This is a genomic window from Microbacterium galbinum (assembly GCF_023091225.1).
Classification (GTDB): Bacteria; Actinomycetota; Actinomycetes; order Actinomycetales; family Microbacteriaceae; genus Microbacterium; species Microbacterium galbinum.
Genome location: NZ_JAHWXM010000001.1, coordinates 1,939,004 through 1,957,658, shown reverse-complemented (window position 1 = coordinate 1,957,658; position 18,655 = coordinate 1,939,004). Strand labels below are relative to the sequence as shown.

The window sequence follows — 18,655 nt, the reverse complement described above, 5'->3', positions numbered from 1 at the left end:
AGATCACACGGATGGGAGGACGGATTCTGAGAATTCGTCCTCCCATCGCGGTGTTCTCCTCCCGAACCGAGGGCGGGAAGAGCGCCGGGGATCAGCCGGCGGCCGGCGCGATCTCGTTGGGCGTGACCTCGAGCTCGGTGCTCGCGAGCACCTCGCCCGTGGTGAGGTCGACGGCGTGCACGCTGTTCGCGGCGGGCTCGGTCACGTAGGCGATGTCACCGGCCACGACGATCGCGGGGTGGGCGTCCTGCCACTCGGCGGGTCCCTCCCACGCGTCGATCACGGGGAAGGTGTCGGTGATCTCGCCGGACTCGGGGTCGAGCACGTGGATCGACCCGTCGGATCCGAGGATGTACGCGAGCTCACCCGGGCCGCGGGCGACGTCGCGGAACGTGTACTCCGCACCCTCGGGCAGGTCGACGACCTCGTACGTCAGCGCCTCGGTGTCGATGAGGGTGACGGCGCCGAGCAGGTAGCCCTCGGCGTCGGGGTCGTTCTTGTAGTCGCCGACGATGATCGGGCTGGACTCGCTCACGTAGGCGTTGCCCATCCGGCCATAGGGCTGGTCGGGAGCGGAGAGCTTCGTGATCTCGCCGTCGGCGTAGACCAGGGCGCCGTCCTCGCAGCCGAAGACGACGACCTCGTTCGCGGCCGTGCCCTCGCCGTGCACGCCGGGGCACTGGTCCGACGAGGCGATCTCCGCGCCGTCGGCGTCGCGCACCACGATGCCGTTCCGTCCGTCGGTGTTGCCGACGGTGGTGAGGAACGTGCCGTCCTCGAGCACGATCGAGACGCCGTGGTGCGCCTCGACGCCCGCGATCGTCTCGACCTCGGGAAGTCCATCGGATGCCGCGAGATCGGCCGTGTCGAAGATGGTCGTGTCGCTCGTGCCGTCGGCGTAGAGGATCGTCTTGCCGCCGTGGCGAACGACGTGACCGGGGGTGTCGGCCGCGAAGACCGTGTCGGTGAGGGCCGCGTCGTCGGAGGAACCGGCGCCGGTGTCGAGCACCTGGAAGCCCTCGCTCATCGTGACCATGACGTGCCGGTCGTCACCGGCCGGATTGAGGCGGGTGAACTCCTCGGAGTCGAAGTCCGCGACGGTCTCGAGGGTCTCGCCGTCCAGCACCAGGATGCCGCCGTCGTACGAGATCGCGACGCGGGCGCCGGCATCCGTCGTCGAGCTCTCGCTCGCCGGGGCATCCGCGGCGGGGGTGGTCGAGCAGGACGCGAGGGTCACGACCGCGCCGAGGGCGACGGCACCGACCAGCGCTCTGCGCAGGGGGAGTTTCTTCATGCAGGTGCTTCTTTCTCTGTGAGGGGTGGTCTCAGCGGGTGAGACCGGAAACGATGCGCTCGGTGTTGACGCGCATCATGGTCAGGTAGTCGGGGGCGCCGCCGTCGGCGTCGGTGAGCGACTCGGTGAAGAGCTCGATCACCTCGACGTCGATGTCGGCCTCGTCGGCGAGAGCCCGTGCGAGACGATCGGGCGACGACGACTCTGCGAAGATCGCCGGGACACCGGTCTCCTCGACCGCGTCGACGAGGTCGGCGAGATCGGATGCCGAGGGCGCGGCGAGCGTCGTGCCCCCGGGGATCACGGCCCCGACGACGTCGAAGTCGAAGCGTTCCGCCAGGTAGCCGAAGACGTGGTGGTTGGTGACGAGGGCGCGACGGTCGGCGGGGATGCGCGCGAAGGCATCCGTCATCTCGGCATCCAGGTCGTCGAGCTCGGTGCGATAGTCGGCGACGCTCGACTGCAGGGCGTCGGGATCGATCCCCTCGATCTCGGCGAGCGCGGGTTCGAGCGCGTCGACGACGGCGAGCATCTGCGCCGGGTCGGTCCAGAAGTGCGAGTCCGGCATGCCCGCGGCATCGCCCTCGCTGTAGTCGAGCACCTCGATCGCGTCGCCGGCGACGAAGGTGCGGGCGTCGGAGGCGGATGCCGCGTCGAGGTGCTGCTGCAGCCCCTCCTCGAGTCCGAGTCCGTTCGAGACGATCAGGTCGGCCTCGCGCAGGGTGGCCGCCTCCTGCGCCGAGATCTCGAAGGAGTGCGGGTCGGCGTTCGGCTTCATGAGCGTGACCACGCGCGCCTGATCACCGACGAGCTGCTCGACGACGTCGCCGAGGATGTTCGTCGAGACGACGACGAGGGGGCGCGCGTCGGTCGCGGGCGGCGCGCACGCCGTGAGGGTCGCGGCGAGCAGGCCGACGGTGGCGAGGGCGGTCGCGGCGCGGGAGCGGAGGCGGGGCGGTCGCATGTCAGCGTCCTGTCTCGGCGACGAAGGCCGGCTCGGTGGCGGTCTCGAACGTGCGGGCGATGCGGGCGGCATCGGCGTAATCGATCTCGTACAGCTGCCGCTCGACGGGGGCGCTGAGGTAGGCGCGGTGCTGGTCGGCGACGAGCACCGGGGCCGCGCCCGACGCGAGCGAGGCGGCGACGAGGGGCGCCGTCTCGGCGAGCAGCGAGCCGTCGGCGGCGCTGAGCACGAGCATCCGCCCGTCCTCGGCCAGCCCGAGAAGGTGACCGTCCTCGTCATCGACCGCGGTCACGTGCACGAGCGGGGCCGGTGCCGTGAGCAGCGTCCAGGTGCGGGCTCGGGTGTCGAGCAGTCGGATGTCGGTCGGGCTCGCGAGGCCGGCGACGGTCGGGCGCCCCTCGCGGTTGTCGAACGAGGCGACCGCGCCGGTGGGAGCATCCGCCGGGTACGGGATGCGCTCGACGACGAGCTCGCCGTCGTCGACGTGGGCGAGCAGGGCGCCGTCGGCGCATCCGATCACGGCGCCGACCCGGGTCGTGATCGTGCCCGAGGGAGCGGCGCACGTCTCGTCGAGTCCGGTCGGCTCGCCGTCGGCGGTGTAGCCGGCGACGCGCGCCCCGACCCCGTCGACCGCCTCGGTGACGAGCGCGAACGACCCGACGGGAACCACGAGTCCGGCGTGCGGCTCGCGCTCGAGGCGGAACTGCTCGCGGATCTCGCCCTTCGAGAGGGCCTCGGTGCCGAGCAGCACGGCATCCCCCGAATCGGCGAACGAGATGCCGGTGCCGCCGGAGGTTGAGCTGTTCGTCGTGGCGACGGTCGCTGCACCCTCGCCGTCGACCGTGCCGAGCAGGGCCGGGGCCGCGCGGTAGTAGTGGAAGTGGTCGACGTGGTCCCACGTCCACACGCCGCTGTCGACGATCTCGATGCCGTCGCCGACGTCGGCGAACAGGTAGCGGCCGTCGGTGGTCATCGCCCGCGGTGCGTCGATCGCGCCGATCTCGGTCACGGTCTCGTCGAGCAGGTCGAGGTGCGTGACCGTGCCGGCGGGGTCGATCGCCGTGAGCCCGAGCGGGGGTTCGGCGACCTCCTCGGCTCCGGCGATCGCGCCGTGACCGTCGCCGGTGGAGGGGGCGTCGGTCGCCGTCTCGGCGGACGTGTCGGCGGTGGGCGCTCCGGTGCAGGCGGCGAGGCCGAGCGTGAGGGCGCCCAGGAGGGCGAGGGAGGTCGAGCGGGAACGCACGGGGTCCTTTCGGGGGCGAGTGGGGTCGGTTTGGGCGGTCATGCCGACACCGGTGCGGTCGTCGCGTGGGTCGTCGAGCGGATGCCGGAGACGGCTGCGCGGGCGACCCACGAGAGGCAGGTCAGGGCGATCGCCGCGGCGGCGACGGATGCTCCGGCGGCGGTCGCCGCGAACCATGAAGTCGTGAGGCCGAGGAAGACGGCGACGATGCCGAATACGCAGGCGAGCAGCATCCGCGTGGGGATGCGGGTGGTCCAGTGGCCGGCCGCGACTGCGGGGGCGAGCAGCAGACCGACCACGAGCATCGAACCGACGGCCTGGTACGAGGCGACGACCGCGAGGGTGACGAGGCCCACGAGCGCGGCCTGTGCGAGCCGCGGGCGCAGGCCGAGCACGGTGGCGATGCGGGTGTCGAGCGCCAGTGCGACGAACGAGCGGTGGAAGCCGCAGGTCACGGCGAGACCGATCGCGGCGGCCGCGGCCAGCAGCATGAGGTCGGTCGAGGTGATGGCGAGGATGTCGCCGAACAGGATCGCGGTCGCGTCGGTGGCGAAGCTGCCCGAGTGGGAGATGATGATGACCCCGAGGGCCAGCATCGAGACGAAGAGCAGTCCGATGCTCGTGTCGTAGGACAGCTTCGCTCGGCGCTGGAGTGCACCGATCCCGATACTCATGGCGACGGCACTCAGGGCGCCGCCGGCCAGCACGGGCAGGCCCAGCACCGTGGCCAGCGCGACGCCGGGGAGCATGCCGTGGGCCAGTGCCTCGCCGAGGAACGCCATGCCGCGGATCACGACCCACGTGCCGACGACGCCGCAGAGGATCGCCACGAGTGCGCCGCCGAGCATGCCGCGCTGCACGAACTCGAGCGCGAAGGGGGCGAGGAGAGGAAGGGTCACGTTGAGCGAGCCTAGAGCTTTTTGAGAATGATTATCAAACTCATATGATCGAGACATGACTTCGTCCCCCGTGCTCGCCGATCCGATCGCCGTCCTTGACGACGTGCACGTCGCCTTCGACGGCGTCGACGTGGTGTGCGGCGTCGATCTGCGCATCGTGCCGGGGGAGTTCGCGGTGATCGCCGGGCCCAACGGCGCCGGCAAGTCGACGCTGCTCGAAGTGCTCGCGGGCACGCGCTCGCCGCGGCGCGGTCAGCGTTCGGTGCCCGGCGCCGTTGCCTTCGTGCCGCAGCGCGCGGCGATCCCGCCCCGGTTGCCCGTCACGGTGCGCGATGTCGTCGCCGTCGGCGTCTGGGGTCGGCTCGGCCCGTGGCGACGGATGGACGGCGAGGCGCGCACGGTCGTGACTCGGTCGCTGGAGCGACTGGACATCACCCGCCTCGCGCCGAGCCCGTTCGCCTCACTCTCGGGCGGGCAGCAGCAGCGCGCCCTGCTCGCTCAGGGTCTCGCGCGGCAGGCCGACCTGCTGCTCCTCGACGAGCCGACGACCGGGCTGGATGCCGAGAGCAGTCGGCGCATCCGTTCGGTGCTGCGATCCGAGGCCGATCGCGGGGTGGCGGTGGTGTGCGTCTCGCACGATTCGGCATTGCTGGATGCCGCGGATCGGGTCGTGCGTGTGGAGGAGGGGCGGGTCGTCGGGGTGCCTCGCGCGTAGCGGAGGAGATCTCGCGCAGCGCAAGAGTGGATGCCTCGAATGTTCCTGCGTTGCGAGAGATCTCCTCCTGAGCTGACGCCGCGGCATCCGCTCGTCTGCACGGACCGCGCACGTCTGCACGGAGATTCGGGCGGATGCTCCGTGCAGACGTGATTCGTCCGTGCAGGTGAGCGCGGGGTGCGCCCTTCGTCTCGCTTCGCTCGCTCAGGAACCGAGAAACCCGGCTCCTGAGCGAGGAGCGCAGCGACCCGGTTTCCGTAGAGCCGCTACTGGGGCCCTGAGCAGCCCCTGGGCCCCTGAGCCTGTCGAAGGGTCCCTGCCCGAGATGTCCTACGGCACGAACTGCGGCTCGGGCTCCGCGACCTCGAGCTCGACCCGCGGGGTGCGGGCGTGGTCGACCACCGCGATCACCGTGGCGACGACGAGGAAGACGCTGACGGCCCAGAGCGCCCACATCGCGCCGGATGCCGGCCTGCCGGCGAAGCTCGTGTCGGAGAAGAACGCGTAGTAGATGATCAGCGCGAGCGCCATGCCGATCGCCGAACCCGTGCGCTGTGCGAACTGGATGAGCGATCCGGCCACACTCGAGCGGTGCCCTGGCGTGTGCAGCAGTGTGCGCGCCTGATTCGCGGGCGCGGAGAGGCCCGAACCGAACGCGCTGACGCAGAGGAGCGCGGCGATGAGCGGCGGAACGGTGCTCGTCGAGGCCGCGCCGAACACGAGCCCGCTCCCCGCGAGGGCGAGTGCGCCGGTTGCCGTGCCGAGCGCGACCACGTGGCCGTTCGTCGGCGAGACCCGCGTCGCGATCCAGGAACCCAGGAGGCTCGCGGCGGCGGCCGGCAGCATCCACATCGCCGTCTCGAGCGCCGACAGGTGCGCGAGCTGCTGCAGGGCGATCGTCACGACCAGGGTGCCGGCGGTCGCCGCCGCGTGCATGCATCCGGAGATCAGCACGCCCGCCGGGAGGTGGGGGAGGCGGAACAGTTCGGGGTCGACGAGGGGTTCGCGACCGCGCCGGGTGACCCGTCGCTCGTGGGCGATGAAGGCCGCGAGGAAGGCGATGCCGAGTCCGATGCCGACGAAGATCCACGGTGCGGGGGGCTCGGTGCCGGAGATCGCGCTGAGCGGGCCGATCGTGAGGACCACGCCGACCGCGAGCAGCACGGTGCCGATCGTGTCGTATCCCCGGCGGCGCTCGCCGACGGGTTCGTGAACGACCACGAACGCGAACGGGAGGATGATGGCGCCGGCGACCACGGTCACGAGGAACAGCAGTCGCCAGCCGAGTTGGTCGCCCGCGACGTCCATGATGAACCCCGCGAGCACCGGGGCTCCGAGTGAGGTGAGGGAGGTGATGGCGGCGAGGGCGGCGAGTGGCTTGGCGCGCTCTCCGGCGGGGAACACGCGCTGGATGAGCCCGAGTACCTGCGGCATGAGCAGGCCGGCGCCGAGGCCCTCGATCACACGCGCCGCCACCAGCCACTCGATCGTGGGGGCGAAGGTGCACGCGACACTCGACGCGACGAACACGATCATGCCGGTGAGGAACACCGTGCGACGCGGCACCACGTCGCCGATGCGGCCGGCGGGCAGCAGCATCGCGGCGTAGGCGAGGGTGTAGCCGACGAGCATGAACTGCACGGTCGCGGGGTCGCCGCCCATATCCGCCTGGATGGCGGGAAGGGCGATGCCGAGCTTCGAGACGTCGAGGATCGTCAGCGCGGCGGCCCCGGCGAGCACGGCGAAGACCGCCCACTTCCTGCGACCGCGCGTGCCGTCGATGGTCGTCGCATCCGACACGTTGATCCTCCTGAAAGTAATACCGACGTAACGTAAAGGACTATATAACAGTATTGGACTATCAAGACACACTACGAGATTGGGTTTGAGATGAGCTCGAGAACAGCGCTGATCATGATCGACATGCAGAACATGTACCTGCAGCAGGAGCGACGGAGCGCCCTGGGGTGGCCGCCGATCTGGAATTTCGACGAGGTCGTCGCCGAGTGCGCCGAGCTGCTCGCGGCCGCTCGCGCTCAGGGGATGCCGGTGATCTACACGCGGCAGACCTCCCGCGCCGACGGAGCGGACGCGACGCCGAGCATGCGCCGTCTGCTGGCGTCGTCGGCTGCGAGCGACGAGGAGTCGCCGATCGGCGACGACGCCGACTGGGGCTCGCAGGTGCTCGACGCCGTGCGCCCCGAGCCCGGTGACATCGTGATCGAGAAGCACCGGTGGGATGCCTTCTTCAACACCGACCTCGACCCGATCCTGCGCAATCTCGACGTCACCCGCCTCATCGTCGCCGGCCTGCAGACGAACGTGTGCGTCGAGACGACCTCGCGCACCGGCATGATGAAGAACTTCGACGTGGCGGTTCCGCTGGATGCCGTCTCGACCGACGGCGAGGCGCTGCACCGCGCCGCCCTCGACTCGCTCCGCGTGCTCTACGTCGAGGTCGCCCCGTGGCGCGAGCTGCTGGCCGAGGATGCCGAGTGGGCGCAGCGGTACACGACGCCGGGCTACGGCCGGACGGCCGAGGATCTGGCGACGATCGGCGCCTGAGCGGCACCGCCGCAGAACGGCTCCCGAGAGGTCGTCTCCGCACGCATCACGCGCGTGCGGGGGCGGCCCCTTCGAGCGCGTCGGGCACGGGGATCTCGGGATGCTCGAGCACGACGCGCAGTTCGTCGAGCCAGTCGAGGGTCAGCGTCGTCTGCCGCAGCCACAGCGTGTAGAGCGCTCGCCGACTGCGCCAGACCGGGCTGTCGTAGTCCTCGCGCTCCTCCTCCCAGTTCGACAGGAGGTGGGTCAGGCTGAACTGCCGCTGGCGCTGGAACGTGACCTCGGCGTCGAGGAGGTAGGCGGCGTCGGCGTCGTCGAGCGTCCAGAGGTTCAGCAGTCGCAGCATCGCGTCGTCGCGCACGCCGTGGTCGGGCTGATCGTGGAGCAGCCAGCGCCGGAGCTCGTCGAGACCTTCGTCGTTGATGATGTAGCTCGTGCGGCCGCGCTGGTTGCGCTCGCTGATATCGATGAGGCCGAGCTTCTCCATCTTCGTCAGCTCGGAGTACACCTGCGAGGGACTCGCGTGCCAGGCGCGGTCGTTCACGTCGTTGAAGCTGGAGTTGAGGTCGTATCCGGTTCGAGGCTTTCCTCGCGAGAGGGCGGCCAGGATCGCGTGCCGGAGGGCCATAGGGGTCCTTTCTCTGACGGACGTCGTGCAGATTTCTTCGGACTGCGACGTGATTCTCGCGTGTCGGATGCCCGGAAACACGGGGCTCGTCCCGACGGGGACAACAGTGTCATCAATACGAAACAGTACCGAAACAGTACATCAGTGCATAATTCCAATTATGGACTACAAAGCCATCGCACAGAACCGGTTAGTGCGTCTCGTGAGCGGTCGGATCGTGATGACCGTCGTGACGGCGCTCTTCATCGCCGTCGTCGTCTTCTTCGCCATCCGCGCCATCCCCGGTGACCCCGCGCTGACGATCCTCGGAACCGACAGCAGCCCCGCCGAGCGCGAGAAGCTGCGCGAGGTGATGGGCCTCGACCAGCCCCTGATGTCGCAGTTCACGATCTGGATCGGGCAGGTGCTCGGCGGCAACCTCGGCTTCTCGTACAGCCAGGGTCGCCCCGTGACCGACATCATCGGACCGGCGCTCACGAACACCCTGCTCCTGGGCGGACTCGCCAGCATCCTCGCGATCGGTCTCGCCATCGTGATGGGCAACCTCGCCACCACTCGGTTCCGCGGCGTGCGCCGCACGACCGACTGGATCGAATCACTGTTCCTGTCGGCCCCGCAGTACACGGTCGCGCTCGTGCTGCTCATCGCCTTCGCGGTGGTGTGGCCGCTGTTCCCCGCCGGCGGTGTCTCGACCCGCGGCGACGGCTCGGTCGGCGACCTCGCCGCCCACCTCCTGCTGCCGGCGACCGCGCTGGCACTCGCACCCGGCGCCCAGATGGCGCGGTCGCTGAAGACGTCGATCTCGACCCTGCAGTCGACCGACCTGCTGCCCACCCTGCAGGCGCGCGGCCTCTCGCCCTGGCGGCTGACCGTGCACGCGCATCACAACGCGCTGCCGCCGATGATCACGGTGCTCGGCATCCAGGTCGGCACGATGCTGGGCGGTGCACTGTTCGTCGAGCAGATCTTCAGCATCCCCGGCCTCGGCGCCCTCATCGTGCAGTCGGTCGGCCTGCGCGACTACACGCTCGTCCAGGCCGTCGCCCTGATCATCGCGATGATCTTCGTCCTGGTGCTCCTCGTCGCCGACGTCGTCAACGCGGTCCTCGACCCGCGAATCAGAAAGGGACGCGCATGAGCGCACTCGCCGAACCCCCGGTCCTCACCGCCTCCGTCGCGGCGTCGGATGCCGTGCCCCGATTCCGTCGCCGATCGGTGCTCAGCCGGATGCCGCTGCGATCCGTCGTCGCGCTCGGCATCGTCGCGCTGCTCACCGCCGTCGTGCTCGCGGCTCCGCTGCTGCCGCTTGCCGACCCGCTCACGGGGTCGCTGTCCGAGCGTCTGCTCCCCTTCTTCACCGACGGCCACGTGCTCGGTACCGACACGCAGGGGCGCGACCTGCTCAGCCGACTCGTCTACGGAACCCGCACCTCTCTCATCGTCAGCGTGGTCCCCATCGTCATCGCCACCGTGCTCGGCCTCGCGATCGGCACGATCGCCGGTCTCGCCGGCAAGGTCACGAACACGATCCTGATGCGCGGGGTCGACCTGCTCTTCGCCTTCCCCGGAGTGCTGCTCGCCCTGCTGCTGGCGATCTCGTTCGGTGTCGGCCTGGGCACGCTGATCCTCGCGCTCACCCTCGTGTGGATCGCGCCGGTCGCCCGCATCGCCGAGACCGAGGTCTCCCGCATCCGCGAGCTCGACTTCGTCACCGCGGCCCGTTCGAGCGGGGCGACGGGCGGCACGATCCTGCTGCGGCAGATCGTTCCGGTCACCCTCCCCGCCGTTCTCGCGTACTCGACCTCGCTCGTCGGCGCCAACGTCGCGATCTCGGGCGGTCTCGGATTCATCGGACTCGGCGTCCCCTCGCCGCAACCCGAGCTCGGGTCGATCCTCTACGAGATGCAGGCGGCGGTCTACACGAACCCGACACTCGCGCTCGCGCCTGTGGTGATGATCCTGCTGCTCTCGATGCTCTTCCCGCTCGTCGGTGACGGCATCCGCGATGCGATCTCCGGAAAGGGACAGAAGTCATGACCGAGACCCTCCTCGCCCCTCCCGCGGGAGGCCTCGCCGACCCGGCCGCGCTGGTGCTCGACGCCACCGGCATCAGCGTCTCGTTCCCCCGCTCGGGCGGCGGCGCCAGCACCGTCGTCTCGAACCTCGGCCTCGGTCTCGAGAAGCGTCAGGTGACCGTGCTGCTCGGCGAGTCCGGCAGCGGCAAGTCGGTGTTCGCCCGGGCGGTGACCGGCCTGGCGGCGCGGACCGCGACGGTGAGCGGAACCTCGTACTTCGACGGCGTCGACCTCATCGGCGCTCCGGCATCCCGTCTGCGGATGCTGCACGGCGACCGCATCGGGATGGTGCCGCAGGACCCGAACTCGTCGCTCGACCCGATGCGGCGCATCGGATCGCAGATCGTCGAAACCCTGCTGCAGCACCGCCAGTGCCCGAGTCGCGCGGCCGCCAAGGCGCGTGCGCTCGAGCTGCTCGAGCAGGTGCAGATCCGCGATGCCGAGCGGGTGATGCGCTGCTATCCGCACGAGGTCTCGGGCGGAATGCGCCAGCGCATCGCCATCGCGATCGCGATCAGCTGCGGGCCCGAACTCATCGTCGCCGACGAACCGTCGAGCGCGCTCGATGCGGCCGTGGGCGCACACGTCGTCGGCCTGCTCGACGATCTGCGCAACCGTCTGCATACGGCGATCCTCTTCATCACGCACGACATCGGCGTCGCGACGCTCATCGCCTCGCAGGCGCAGGACCGCGTGGCCGTGATGCTGGGCGGTCAGATCGTCGAGCTGGGCTACGCGCCCGACGTGCTGCGCGCTCCCCGCCACGAGTACACCCGAGCGCTCCTCGCCGCGGAGCCCTCGGCCGGAGTGCCGCGCGGCGGGCTCGCCGTCGTTCCCGACTCCGTGCGGATGCGCCGCGACTGGGGAACCCTGCACGAGGTCGCACCCGGCCACGCCGTCGCCGACGGAAGCGTCGGAGCCGGCGGATCCGACGGAGCACAGGAGGAGGCAGCATGACCGCGGTACTGGAAGGCTCCGGCATCGTGAAGCGCTTCGGCGACTTCACCGCCCTGCACGGCGTCGACTTCTCGATCGAGTCCGGACGCACGCTCGGTGTCGTGGGCGAGTCCGGCAGCGGCAAGTCGACGCTCGGGCGCATCGTGATGCGCCTGATGCGACCGGATGCCGGCACCGTGCGGCTCGATGGGCGCGACCTCTTCGCGCTGAGCGCGAAGGAGCTGCGGCAGGCCCGTCGTGACTTCCAGCTCGTGCCGCAGGACCCCCGCAACGCCCTGAACCCGGCGATGACGATCGGTGACAGCCTCGCCTTCCAGCTGCGCGCGCAGGGTATCGCCCGCCGAGAATGGGCGTCGCGTTCGGTCGATCTGCTCGCAACCGTCGCCCTCGCCGCCGACTACGTGCACGCCTTCCCGCACGAGCTGTCGGGCGGACAGGCCCAGCGCGTGGCGATCGCCCGCGCCATCGCCAGCAAGCCGAAGCTGCTGATCTGCGACGAGGCGGTGTCGGCGCTCGACAAGTCGGTGCAGGCGCAGGTGCTGAACACGTTCGCCGACCTGCAGGCGCAGCTCGGGGTGGCGATGTTCTTCATCACGCACGACCTCGCCGTCGTCGAGCACATCGCCGACGACATCCTCGTGCTCAACCGCGGCCACGCCGTGGAGTCCGGCGAGACCGCCGCCGTGCTCGCCGACCCGACCGATCCGTACACCCGAGAACTTCTGGCCGCGCGCACCCTGATGCACGCCTGAAGACCGCACCACCCCTACCCGCACCACCGCACCACTACCCGCACCACACACAGCGAACCTGAGGAGAGACATGAACACCCCATCCCCACGCCGCAGAGCGGCAATCGTTGCAGGCCTCGTTCTGGCGTCGAGTCTCGCGCTCTCGGCCTGCTCCTCCGGTGGAGCGCCGACCGGCGGATCCGACGGCGAGCAGGAACTGGTCATCGGCTCGCAGATGGCCTCGTTCCCGAGCCTCGACACCGGCGCGATCACGACCGCCGGCTACGAGGGCCAGCGCCTGATCGGCAACCTCGTGTACGAGGGCCTCACCAAGCGCGACGTCTCCGACCCGAACGCACCCGCCGGTGTGGCGCCCGCGCTCGCCGAGTCGTGGGACGTCTCGGAGGACGGCCTGCAGTACACCTTTCACCTGCAGGAGGACGTGACGTTCCACGACGGCACCCCCTGGGACGCGGATGCCCTGATCTACAACATCACCCGCTACACCGACGAGTCCGACCCGAACTACGACCCGGTGCTCATCACGTACTACACGGTGCTCACCTTCGTCGATTCGGTCGAGAAGGTCGACGACCAGACGGTGACGTTCACCCTGAACCAGCCGTTCGCCTTCTTCCTGGCCGACCTGTACAACGTCTACTTCGCGAGCCCCACGTCGCTCGACGAGTCGGGGGCCGCGGGCCAGGCCACGAACCCGGTCGGCACCGGTCCGTTCGTGTTCGACTCGCTCGCCCAGAACCAGTCGATCTCGTTCACCCGCAACGAGGACTACTGGGGCGACGTCGCCAAGCTCGACCGCCTCACGGTCGAGCTGATCCCCGATCCCTCCGCACGCACCGCGGCTCTGCGCTCCGGACGCGTCGACTGGATCGAGGCCGCCCTGCCCGATGACCTCGCGAGCCTCGAGGATGCGGGCTTCGTGGCGACCGGCAACCCGTTCGACTGGGAGTGGTCGTGGCAGCTCATGACGCAGGAGGCACCGTTCGACGACATCCGCGTGCGTCAGGCGATGAACTACGCGATCGACCGCGACGCGATCGCGGACGACCTTCTGCACGGCACCGCCGCTCCCGCCGCCCAGATGTTCGCCGAGGCGAGCCTGTACTACACCGCCGATGACGACCTCTACACGTACGACCCCGAGAAGGCCAAGGCGCTGCTCGCCGAGGCCGGCTACCCCGACGGCGTCGACGTGACCGTGGGCTACATCACCGCCGGGTCGGGCTCGATGCAGGCCAAGGCCATGAACGAGGCGCTGCAGGCGCAGCTCGCCGAGGTCGGCATCGACGTCTCGCTCGAGCCGGTGGACTTCTCGGGCATGTACGCGCAGCTCGGCGAAGGCAACACCGGATGGCAGGCCGCGAACCAGGCGTTCAGCCTGGAGCAGCCCTCCAGCTGGAAAGGCTTCTGGTTCGGCTGCGACGGCAACTTCTTCGACTACTGCAACGAAGAGGCCGAGGCGCTCTACGACCAGGCGCTGGTCACGGTCGACGACGAGGAGCGCGCCGCTCTGCTCACCCAGGTCGGACACCTGGTGACGCAGGATGCCGCGTGGCTGTTCGTCGCCAACGACACCGCCCCCCGTGCGATGTCGTCGGCCGTGCAGGGCTTCGAGCAGCCGAAGAGCTGGTGGCTGGACTTCACGTCGGTGTCGATGGCCGAGTGAACGGATCACCCCTGAGGTGACCGAGGGGAGGAGGGCGACGGGGTTCCGTCGCCCTCCTTCTGCGTGCGCCCTTCGTCTCGCTTCGCTCGCTCAGGAACCGAGTTGCGTCACCCGGTTCCTGAGCGCTACTGGGCCCCTGAGCGCTACTGGGTCCCTGAGCGCTACTGGGTCCCTGAGCGCTACTGGGTCCCTGAGCTTGTCGAAGGGCCCCTGAGCGCTACTGGGTCCCTGAGCTTGTCGAAGGGCCCCGCCCCGCCCGCGTCACCCCTCAGTTCTCCGTCGGAGTCTGGGCCGACGGCTTCTGCGGCGCCGGCTCCCACACGACGAGCAGGAACGCCGCGATCGGTCCGAAGAAGAGCGTGAGCAGGAACCACGTCCACGCCGAGCGGTTGCGCGTGCGGGCGTAGCCGCCCGCGAGGAGCGCGACGGAGGTCCACATCGCGGAGACCAGGGGGAACAGGGAGTTGTAGTCCATGCGCTCGACCCTAGGTCGAGGATTCCGGGCGCGGCGGCGCCGCTCGGGCGCGCCTGCCGATCACCTGCAGGTGGATCCGGAAGGAGCGGATCCGACAGAACCTCTTGACACATCCCGCGCCCGGGTCTAACGTACAACCAAATGGTTGTACAACGAGAACTCACCGAAGCGGAGGTCGACCGTGTCTTCCACGCACTGGCCACGTCGACCCGGCGCGACATCCTGCGCCGGACTATCGAGAACGAGCAGTCGGTCTCGACCCTCGCCGCCGAGTACGAGATGTCGTTCGCCGCAGTGCAGAAGCACGTCGCCGTGCTGGAGGCCGCGAACCTCATCGTCAAGCGCGCCGAGGGACGCGAGCGCCTCGTGCGCGCGAATCCCGAGATGATCGCCCGCGCCAAGGCGCTGCTCGCCCGCTACGAAGAGCTGTGGCGATCGCGCATCGCTCGCCTCGACGACCTGCTGGCCGCGCCCGCCCCGAGCACCGACAGCACCACGAGCACCACGAAGAACGCCGAACACACCGAACACGAACAAGGAGACTGACAATGCCTGTCACCGATGTGATCACGGATGCCGAGAACCTCACCATGACGGTCGTCGCCGATCTGGCGGCCCCGGTCGAGCGGGTGTGGGACGCCTACAGCGACCCGCGGCAGCTCGAGCGCTTCTGGGGTCCTCCCGGATGGCCCGCCACCTTCACCCACTGGGACCACACCGTGGGTGGCAAGGCGAACTACACGATGAACGGACCGCGCGGCGAGAAGGCCTCCGGCACCTGGGAGTTCCTCAACATCGACGGCCCGAACGGCTTCGAGGTCCTCGACGCCTTCGCCGACGAGGACGGAACCCCGAACCCCGACCTGCCGTCGATGCGCATGACGTTCACGTTCACACCGACCGCCGAGGGCACGCGCATGGTCAACACCAGCTACTTCGCCTCGGCCGAGGCGCTCGAGCAGGTCGTGGCGATGGGCGCCGTCGAGGGGACGACGCTCGCGATGAGCCAGCTCGACGCCGTGCTGCAGGACCTCCGCGACTACGCGCAGGGCAAGGGCACGCGGGTCGAACTGCTCGACGACACCCACGTGCGCATCACGCGCCTCGTCGAGGGGCCGCGTGAGCTGGTCTGGCGTGCGCACAACGAACCTGAGCTCATGAAGCAGTGGCTGCTCGGACCCGACGGCTGGGTGATGACGGAGTGCACGGTCGCGACCGAGGTCGGTCAGGGCTACGTCACCTCCTGGGCTCCGGTCGGCGAGACCGAGGGCGAACCGTTCGGGTTCGAGGGGGAGGCGCTGCTGATCGATGCCCCGAAGCGGTCGGTGCAGACCGAGCGGATGATCGGGATGCCGGTCGAGACGCTCAACGACCTCAACCTCTACGAGGAGGACGGCGCGACCCTCATCACGCTGTACATCGAGTACCCCGACAAGGAGACGCGCGACATGATCCTCGCCACCGGCATGGCCGACGGCATGGAGACCTCGTACGCCCGCCTCGAGCGGGAGCTGCTCGCGGTCTGACCGTTCACAACTCCGGAGAAACCGGCCGATTCCGCACGGATCGGCCGGTTTCTTCGCGTTGCGGGCGCGGATCTCCGGAGTCGTGAACGGTTGCCGGTGCCCAGCGGAACCTGTCGACGAACCGGCCCAGTCGAGGCATCCGCACGAGGAGGAGCAGGATGCCGTAGCCCAGAGCGCCGCCGGTGACGTTCGAGAGGAAGTCGTTGATGTCGGCGACGTGCCCGCCCGCGAAGAGCCGCTGTGCCGCGAGCTGAGAGAGCTCGACGGCGAGGCTCACCCCGGCGCTGATCGCGACCACTCGCGGCCACGTCGGACGTGCGAGCACGAGCGCGACGAGGATGCCGAGCGGCACGAAGACGAGAACATTCGTGAGAGCGTCGGCGATCTCGTAGTCGGCGAAGGGCACGAGCGCGAGCGCTGGAGTCCAGGGTTCCCCACTGCTCGGCTTGTTCAGGAAGATCGGGAAGATCGTGTTGCCCACGATTCCCGCCGCATACACGGCAAGGGCCGCGGCCACCGCGGCGCGGGGCCACGAGAACGCACGGCGGATCTGCAATCGCCACAGCATCAGCAGGAAGACCACGAGCGCGAGGGGAATGACGACCGGCAGCACCGGCACTTCGCCGAAGGGATTGTCCATCGCATTCGACGTTACGGTCAATGCCGTCGCCGCCGCGTCATCCTGCGGAGTGATGTTCGGCGCTCGCCCGTGGCACCAACTCAGGAGGAATGGACGATCCGGGCCCGAATCCGGGGGTTTCCGTGCCCGACGGCCGCACTCTTCCTGAGTTGGGTACGCCCTCCCGAGCAGCCACTGTCCACCCAGGCGGGATAAAGTGGCGACACGATGAGGATCACGCGCCGCACTCTGCTTCTGGGCGCCGGGGCCGGGGCCCTTTCGGTGCTGCTCGCCTCGTGTACCCCGGAGCCCGAACCCACGCCCACGCGCACCCCGACGCGTTCGCCCGAGCCGCAGCCCACGAACGGCGTGCCGCTTCCGGCCGCCAGCATCCGCTCGACCTGGACGAGCGACCAGTACGCGTTCGGTGCCGTCAGCTTCGTGCCCGCCGGCGTCGGGGCCGAGACCCGCAGCGCCCTCGCGCGCCCGGTCGACGACCGCCTGTTCTTCGCCGGCGAGGCCACCGATGAGGAGGCCCCGGCCACCATGCGCGGAGCGATCGCCTCGGGTGAGCGCGCCGCCGATGAACTGCGGGATGCCGCGGGCGACGGCGAGCGCATCGCCGTGATCGGTGCGGGGCTCGCCGGCGCCACGGCAGCCGCGCGGCTGAACGACGCGGGCTTCGAGGTCACCGTTCTCGAAGCGCGCGACCGCGTCGGCGGACGCGTGTATTCACGGGTCGACGACGCCTGGCCACTTCCTCCGCAGCTCGGCGCATGGCTGTTCGGCGAGGCGGATGCCGACCTCGTACAGACGCTCGAGGCCGAGGACATCTCCGTCGTCGATCTCGCGGGCTCGCTCTGGCGCTCGCCCGACGGAGACACGGATGCCGTCGCCACCGAGTCCCTGACCGCGGCGATCGCCACCGCTCAGGCCGCCCCCGTCGACAGTTCGGTCGCGGATGCTCTCGTCGCGGCAGGCGTCGACACGGCCGACCCCACGATCCTCGCCCTGCTCGCGCTTCTCGCCACCACCTCGGGCGCGGAGGCCGCGAAGCTGTCGAGCTGGTTCGCCCCGCCGCTCCCTCCGGCCGAGCCGCGCGCCGCCCGCGACAGCCTGCTGCCGTTCATCGAGCACACGCTCGACGGTGTGCAGGTCGGTCTCAACCAGCCGGTCACCCGCCTCGCCTACGACGACACCGGCGTGAGCGTGCGCATGGGCACCGGTGAGGCGCTGTCGTTCGACCGCGTCGTCGTGACGGTGCCGCTCGGAGTGCTGCAGGAGCAGGGCATCGAGTTCGACCCGCCGCTGCCGTTCGCCAACCGCGGCGCGATCTCGGCGCTCGCGATGGGGTCGATCGAGACCGTGTGGCTGCGCTGGGACGAGCCGTTCTGGAATGCCGAAGAGGCGGTATGGCACACGGTCGGCGGCGATGTCGGCATCCGCACCTGGATCAACCTGCTCCCCGCTACCGGCGAGAACGTGCTGGTGGGGATCGTCGGCGGTGACGCTGCGGCGAGGTTCTCGGAACTCGGCAAGGACGAGGCGGTCACCCTGGCGCTGGAGGCGCTCGGGCCCTACGCGGCGTGACGCGGCGGTGCGCCGCCTGGCACGGCGGTGCGTCGTCTACCCGGCCTGATCCTGCCGCAGGCGACGGGGCAGCGGCATCCGACTGATGAGCACGAGCGCGGTCGCGACGGTCGCGAACGTCGCGAGGGCGATGCCGGACGACACCAGGAACTCGGCCGGTCCGCTGATCTGCCGCGGGTCGAGGAAGTAGTACGGGTACCAGCCGATGATCGGGCCGCGGATCATCGTGAACCCGCCCCACACGAGCGGGTAGATCAGCGTCGCCGGGATGACCCGCCACGGCACAGCGCGATGGCCGGGGGCGAGCGCCCAGGCGAGTGCGGCGCAGGCAGGCAGGTAGAAGTGCAGCACCTGATCGGACCAGGGCACGTCGATGCGGATGCCGCGCAGCCCCGCCTGCCAGACGAGGATGGCGAACACGATGCCGGCCGTGATCGTCCACGTGAGCACGAGGGCGAGGGTGACGGTGAGCCAGCGCGGATCGCGGGCCTTGCGGAGCGCGATGATGCCGGCGATCGTGAGCAGCACCACGAACGCGACGTTCGACTGGTTGGTCAGGTAGGCGAAGAAGTTCTGGCTGGCGATCGTGTGCGAGGCGAGCCCCCACGCGAGACGGTGGATGAGGGCGACCAGGCAGAGCGCGGCGGCGCCGAGTCGGAGCAGGCCGAAGACGGTACGCGTCCTCAC

At 69.8% G+C, this 18,655-nt stretch carries 19 protein-coding genes; 10 read left to right on the top strand and 9 right to left on the bottom strand.

From position 1 onward, the window contains the following. Positions 1 to 91: 91 nt before the first annotated feature. From aztD to aztB, 4 genes are read right to left on the bottom strand one after another with little or no spacing between them, the layout of a single operon-like run. A complete protein-coding gene (gene aztD / locus KZC52_RS09365; protein ID WP_247623775.1) occupies positions 92 to 1,294 on the bottom strand; it encodes a zinc metallochaperone AztD in 1,203 nt (400 codons plus the stop codon). 31 nt (positions 1,295 to 1,325) lie between these two features. After that, positions 1,326 to 2,258 (bottom strand): zinc ABC transporter substrate-binding protein AztC, encoded by a 933-nt coding sequence (aztC, locus tag KZC52_RS09360; protein ID WP_247623774.1) that lies wholly within the window; start codon positions 2,256 to 2,258, stop codon positions 1,326 to 1,328. Between the two features lies 1 nt (position 2,259). After that, positions 2,260 to 3,543, bottom strand: coding sequence for an ABC transporter (locus KZC52_RS09355; protein WP_247623773.1), 1,284 nt, complete (start codon positions 3,541 to 3,543; stop codon positions 2,260 to 2,262). After that, positions 3,540 to 4,400 carry a zinc ABC transporter permease AztB gene (gene aztB, locus KZC52_RS09350; RefSeq protein ID WP_308194252.1) on the bottom strand — a complete coding sequence of 287 codons (861 nt, stop codon included), beginning with the start codon at positions 4,398 to 4,400 and terminating at the stop codon, positions 3,540 to 3,542. Before aztB ends, KZC52_RS09355 begins: the two co-directional genes overlap by 4 nt. A gap of 55 nt (positions 4,401 to 4,455) precedes the next feature. Here aztB and aztA point away from each other — a divergent pair, with 55 nt between their 5' ends. Then, positions 4,456 to 5,115, top strand: a complete 660-nt coding sequence (gene aztA, locus KZC52_RS09345; protein ID WP_247623772.1) for a zinc ABC transporter ATP-binding protein AztA — start codon at positions 4,456 to 4,458, stop codon at positions 5,113 to 5,115. A gap of 330 nt (positions 5,116 to 5,445) precedes the next feature. Here aztA and KZC52_RS09340 read toward each other — a convergent pair whose 3' ends face one another. Next, on the bottom strand, positions 5,446 to 6,915 hold the full coding sequence (locus tag KZC52_RS09340) for an MFS transporter (RefSeq protein WP_247623771.1): 1,470 nt from the start codon (positions 6,913 to 6,915) through the stop codon (positions 5,446 to 5,448). Between the two features lie 90 nt (positions 6,916 to 7,005). Between KZC52_RS09340 and KZC52_RS09335 the strand changes: the two genes are divergently transcribed. Then, positions 7,006 to 7,680, top strand: a complete 675-nt coding sequence (locus KZC52_RS09335) for a cysteine hydrolase family protein (RefSeq protein WP_247623770.1) — start codon at positions 7,006 to 7,008, stop codon at positions 7,678 to 7,680. Positions 7,681 to 7,726: 46 nt separating this feature from the next. On the opposite strand, the gene KZC52_RS09330 is transcribed toward KZC52_RS09335, so the two are convergent. Beyond that, positions 7,727 to 8,308 carry a PadR family transcriptional regulator gene (locus KZC52_RS09330; protein ID WP_247623769.1) on the bottom strand — a complete coding sequence of 194 codons (582 nt, stop codon included), beginning with the start codon at positions 8,306 to 8,308 and terminating at the stop codon, positions 7,727 to 7,729. 160 nt (positions 8,309 to 8,468) lie between these two features. On the opposite strand from KZC52_RS09330, the gene KZC52_RS09325 reads away from it, so the two are divergent. The 5 genes from KZC52_RS09325 to KZC52_RS09305 all read left to right on the top strand — a co-directional run bounded on the left by KZC52_RS09325 (position 8,469) and on the right by KZC52_RS09305 (position 13,758). Continuing rightward, positions 8,469 to 9,446: an ABC transporter permease gene (locus KZC52_RS09325; RefSeq protein WP_247623768.1), complete on the top strand. Its 978-nt coding sequence runs from the start codon at positions 8,469 to 8,471 to the stop codon at positions 9,444 to 9,446. Further along, positions 9,443 to 10,345, top strand: a complete 903-nt coding sequence (locus tag KZC52_RS09320) for an ABC transporter permease (RefSeq protein WP_247623767.1) — start codon at positions 9,443 to 9,445, stop codon at positions 10,343 to 10,345. The genes KZC52_RS09325 and KZC52_RS09320 overlap by 4 nt, the downstream gene beginning before the upstream one ends. Then, entirely contained in the window at positions 10,342 to 11,340 is a 999-nt protein-coding gene (locus tag KZC52_RS09315) for an ABC transporter ATP-binding protein (protein ID WP_247623766.1), read from the top strand. The genes KZC52_RS09320 and KZC52_RS09315 overlap by 4 nt, the downstream gene beginning before the upstream one ends. Beyond that, positions 11,337 to 12,092: an ABC transporter ATP-binding protein gene (locus KZC52_RS09310; protein WP_247623765.1), complete on the top strand. Its 756-nt coding sequence runs from the start codon at positions 11,337 to 11,339 to the stop codon at positions 12,090 to 12,092. Before KZC52_RS09315 ends, KZC52_RS09310 begins: the two co-directional genes overlap by 4 nt. A 70-nt stretch (positions 12,093 to 12,162) precedes the next feature. After that, the gene (locus tag KZC52_RS09305; protein ID WP_247623764.1) at positions 12,163 to 13,758 is read left to right on the top strand and encodes an ABC transporter substrate-binding protein; all 1,596 of its coding nucleotides are present in this window, start codon (positions 12,163 to 12,165) and stop codon (positions 13,756 to 13,758) included. A 268-nt stretch (positions 13,759 to 14,026) separates the two neighbouring features. Here the strand turns inward: KZC52_RS09305 and KZC52_RS09300 are convergent, their stop codons facing one another. Next, positions 14,027 to 14,233, bottom strand: coding sequence for a hypothetical protein (locus KZC52_RS09300; protein WP_247623763.1), 207 nt, complete (start codon positions 14,231 to 14,233; stop codon positions 14,027 to 14,029). A 141-nt stretch (positions 14,234 to 14,374) separates the two neighbouring features. On the opposite strand from KZC52_RS09300, the gene KZC52_RS09295 reads away from it, so the two are divergent. Next, positions 14,375 to 14,779 (top strand): ArsR/SmtB family transcription factor, encoded by a 405-nt coding sequence (locus KZC52_RS09295; RefSeq protein WP_247623762.1) that lies wholly within the window; start codon positions 14,375 to 14,377, stop codon positions 14,777 to 14,779. A 2-nt stretch (positions 14,780 to 14,781) separates the two neighbouring features. Next, entirely contained in the window at positions 14,782 to 15,759 is a 978-nt protein-coding gene (locus KZC52_RS09290) for an SRPBCC family protein (protein ID WP_247623761.1), read from the top strand. Between the two features lie 4 nt (positions 15,760 to 15,763). On the opposite strand, the gene KZC52_RS09285 is transcribed toward KZC52_RS09290, so the two are convergent. Then, the gene (locus KZC52_RS09285; RefSeq protein ID WP_247623760.1) at positions 15,764 to 16,399 is read right to left on the bottom strand and encodes a VanZ family protein; all 636 of its coding nucleotides are present in this window, start codon (positions 16,397 to 16,399) and stop codon (positions 15,764 to 15,766) included. Positions 16,400 to 16,606: 207 nt separating this feature from the next. Between KZC52_RS09285 and KZC52_RS09280 the strand changes: the two genes are divergently transcribed. Then, entirely contained in the window at positions 16,607 to 17,968 is a 1,362-nt protein-coding gene (locus KZC52_RS09280; RefSeq protein WP_247623759.1) for a flavin monoamine oxidase family protein, read from the top strand. Between the two features lie 36 nt (positions 17,969 to 18,004). Here the strand turns inward: KZC52_RS09280 and KZC52_RS09275 are convergent, their stop codons facing one another. After that, complete coding sequence (locus tag KZC52_RS09275; RefSeq protein ID WP_247623758.1) at positions 18,005 to 18,655, bottom strand: Pr6Pr family membrane protein; 651 nt, start codon at positions 18,653 to 18,655, stop codon at positions 18,005 to 18,007.

Coding starts and splice junctions, on each gene's coding strand:
- aztD (WP_247623775.1), bottom strand. CDS start 1,294: ATGAAGAAACTCCCCCTGCGCAGAGCGCTGGTCGGTGCCGTCGCCCTC.
- KZC52_RS09280 (WP_247623759.1), top strand. CDS start 16,607: ATGAGGATCACGCGCCGCACTCTGCTTCTGGGCGCCGGGGCCGGGGCC.
- KZC52_RS09310 (WP_247623765.1), top strand. CDS start 11,337: ATGACCGCGGTACTGGAAGGCTCCGGCATCGTGAAGCGCTTCGGCGAC.
- KZC52_RS09355 (WP_247623773.1), bottom strand. CDS start 3,543: ATGACCGCCCAAACCGACCCCACTCGCCCCCGAAAGGACCCCGTGCGT.
- aztA (WP_247623772.1), top strand. CDS start 4,456: ATGACTTCGTCCCCCGTGCTCGCCGATCCGATCGCCGTCCTTGACGAC.
- KZC52_RS09330 (WP_247623769.1), bottom strand. CDS start 8,308: ATGGCCCTCCGGCACGCGATCCTGGCCGCCCTCTCGCGAGGAAAGCCT.
- aztC (WP_247623774.1), bottom strand. CDS start 2,258: ATGCGACCGCCCCGCCTCCGCTCCCGCGCCGCGACCGCCCTCGCCACC.
- KZC52_RS09300 (WP_247623763.1), bottom strand. CDS start 14,233: ATGGACTACAACTCCCTGTTCCCCCTGGTCTCCGCGATGTGGACCTCC.
- KZC52_RS09295 (WP_247623762.1), top strand. CDS start 14,375: ATGGTTGTACAACGAGAACTCACCGAAGCGGAGGTCGACCGTGTCTTC.
- KZC52_RS09335 (WP_247623770.1), top strand. CDS start 7,006: ATGAGCTCGAGAACAGCGCTGATCATGATCGACATGCAGAACATGTAC.
- KZC52_RS09325 (WP_247623768.1), top strand. CDS start 8,469: ATGGACTACAAAGCCATCGCACAGAACCGGTTAGTGCGTCTCGTGAGC.
- KZC52_RS09285 (WP_247623760.1), bottom strand. CDS start 16,399: ATGGACAATCCCTTCGGCGAAGTGCCGGTGCTGCCGGTCGTCATTCCC.
- KZC52_RS09305 (WP_247623764.1), top strand. CDS start 12,163: ATGAACACCCCATCCCCACGCCGCAGAGCGGCAATCGTTGCAGGCCTC.
- KZC52_RS09315 (WP_247623766.1), top strand. CDS start 10,342: ATGACCGAGACCCTCCTCGCCCCTCCCGCGGGAGGCCTCGCCGACCCG.
- KZC52_RS09320 (WP_247623767.1), top strand. CDS start 9,443: ATGAGCGCACTCGCCGAACCCCCGGTCCTCACCGCCTCCGTCGCGGCG.
- KZC52_RS09290 (WP_247623761.1), top strand. CDS start 14,782: ATGCCTGTCACCGATGTGATCACGGATGCCGAGAACCTCACCATGACG.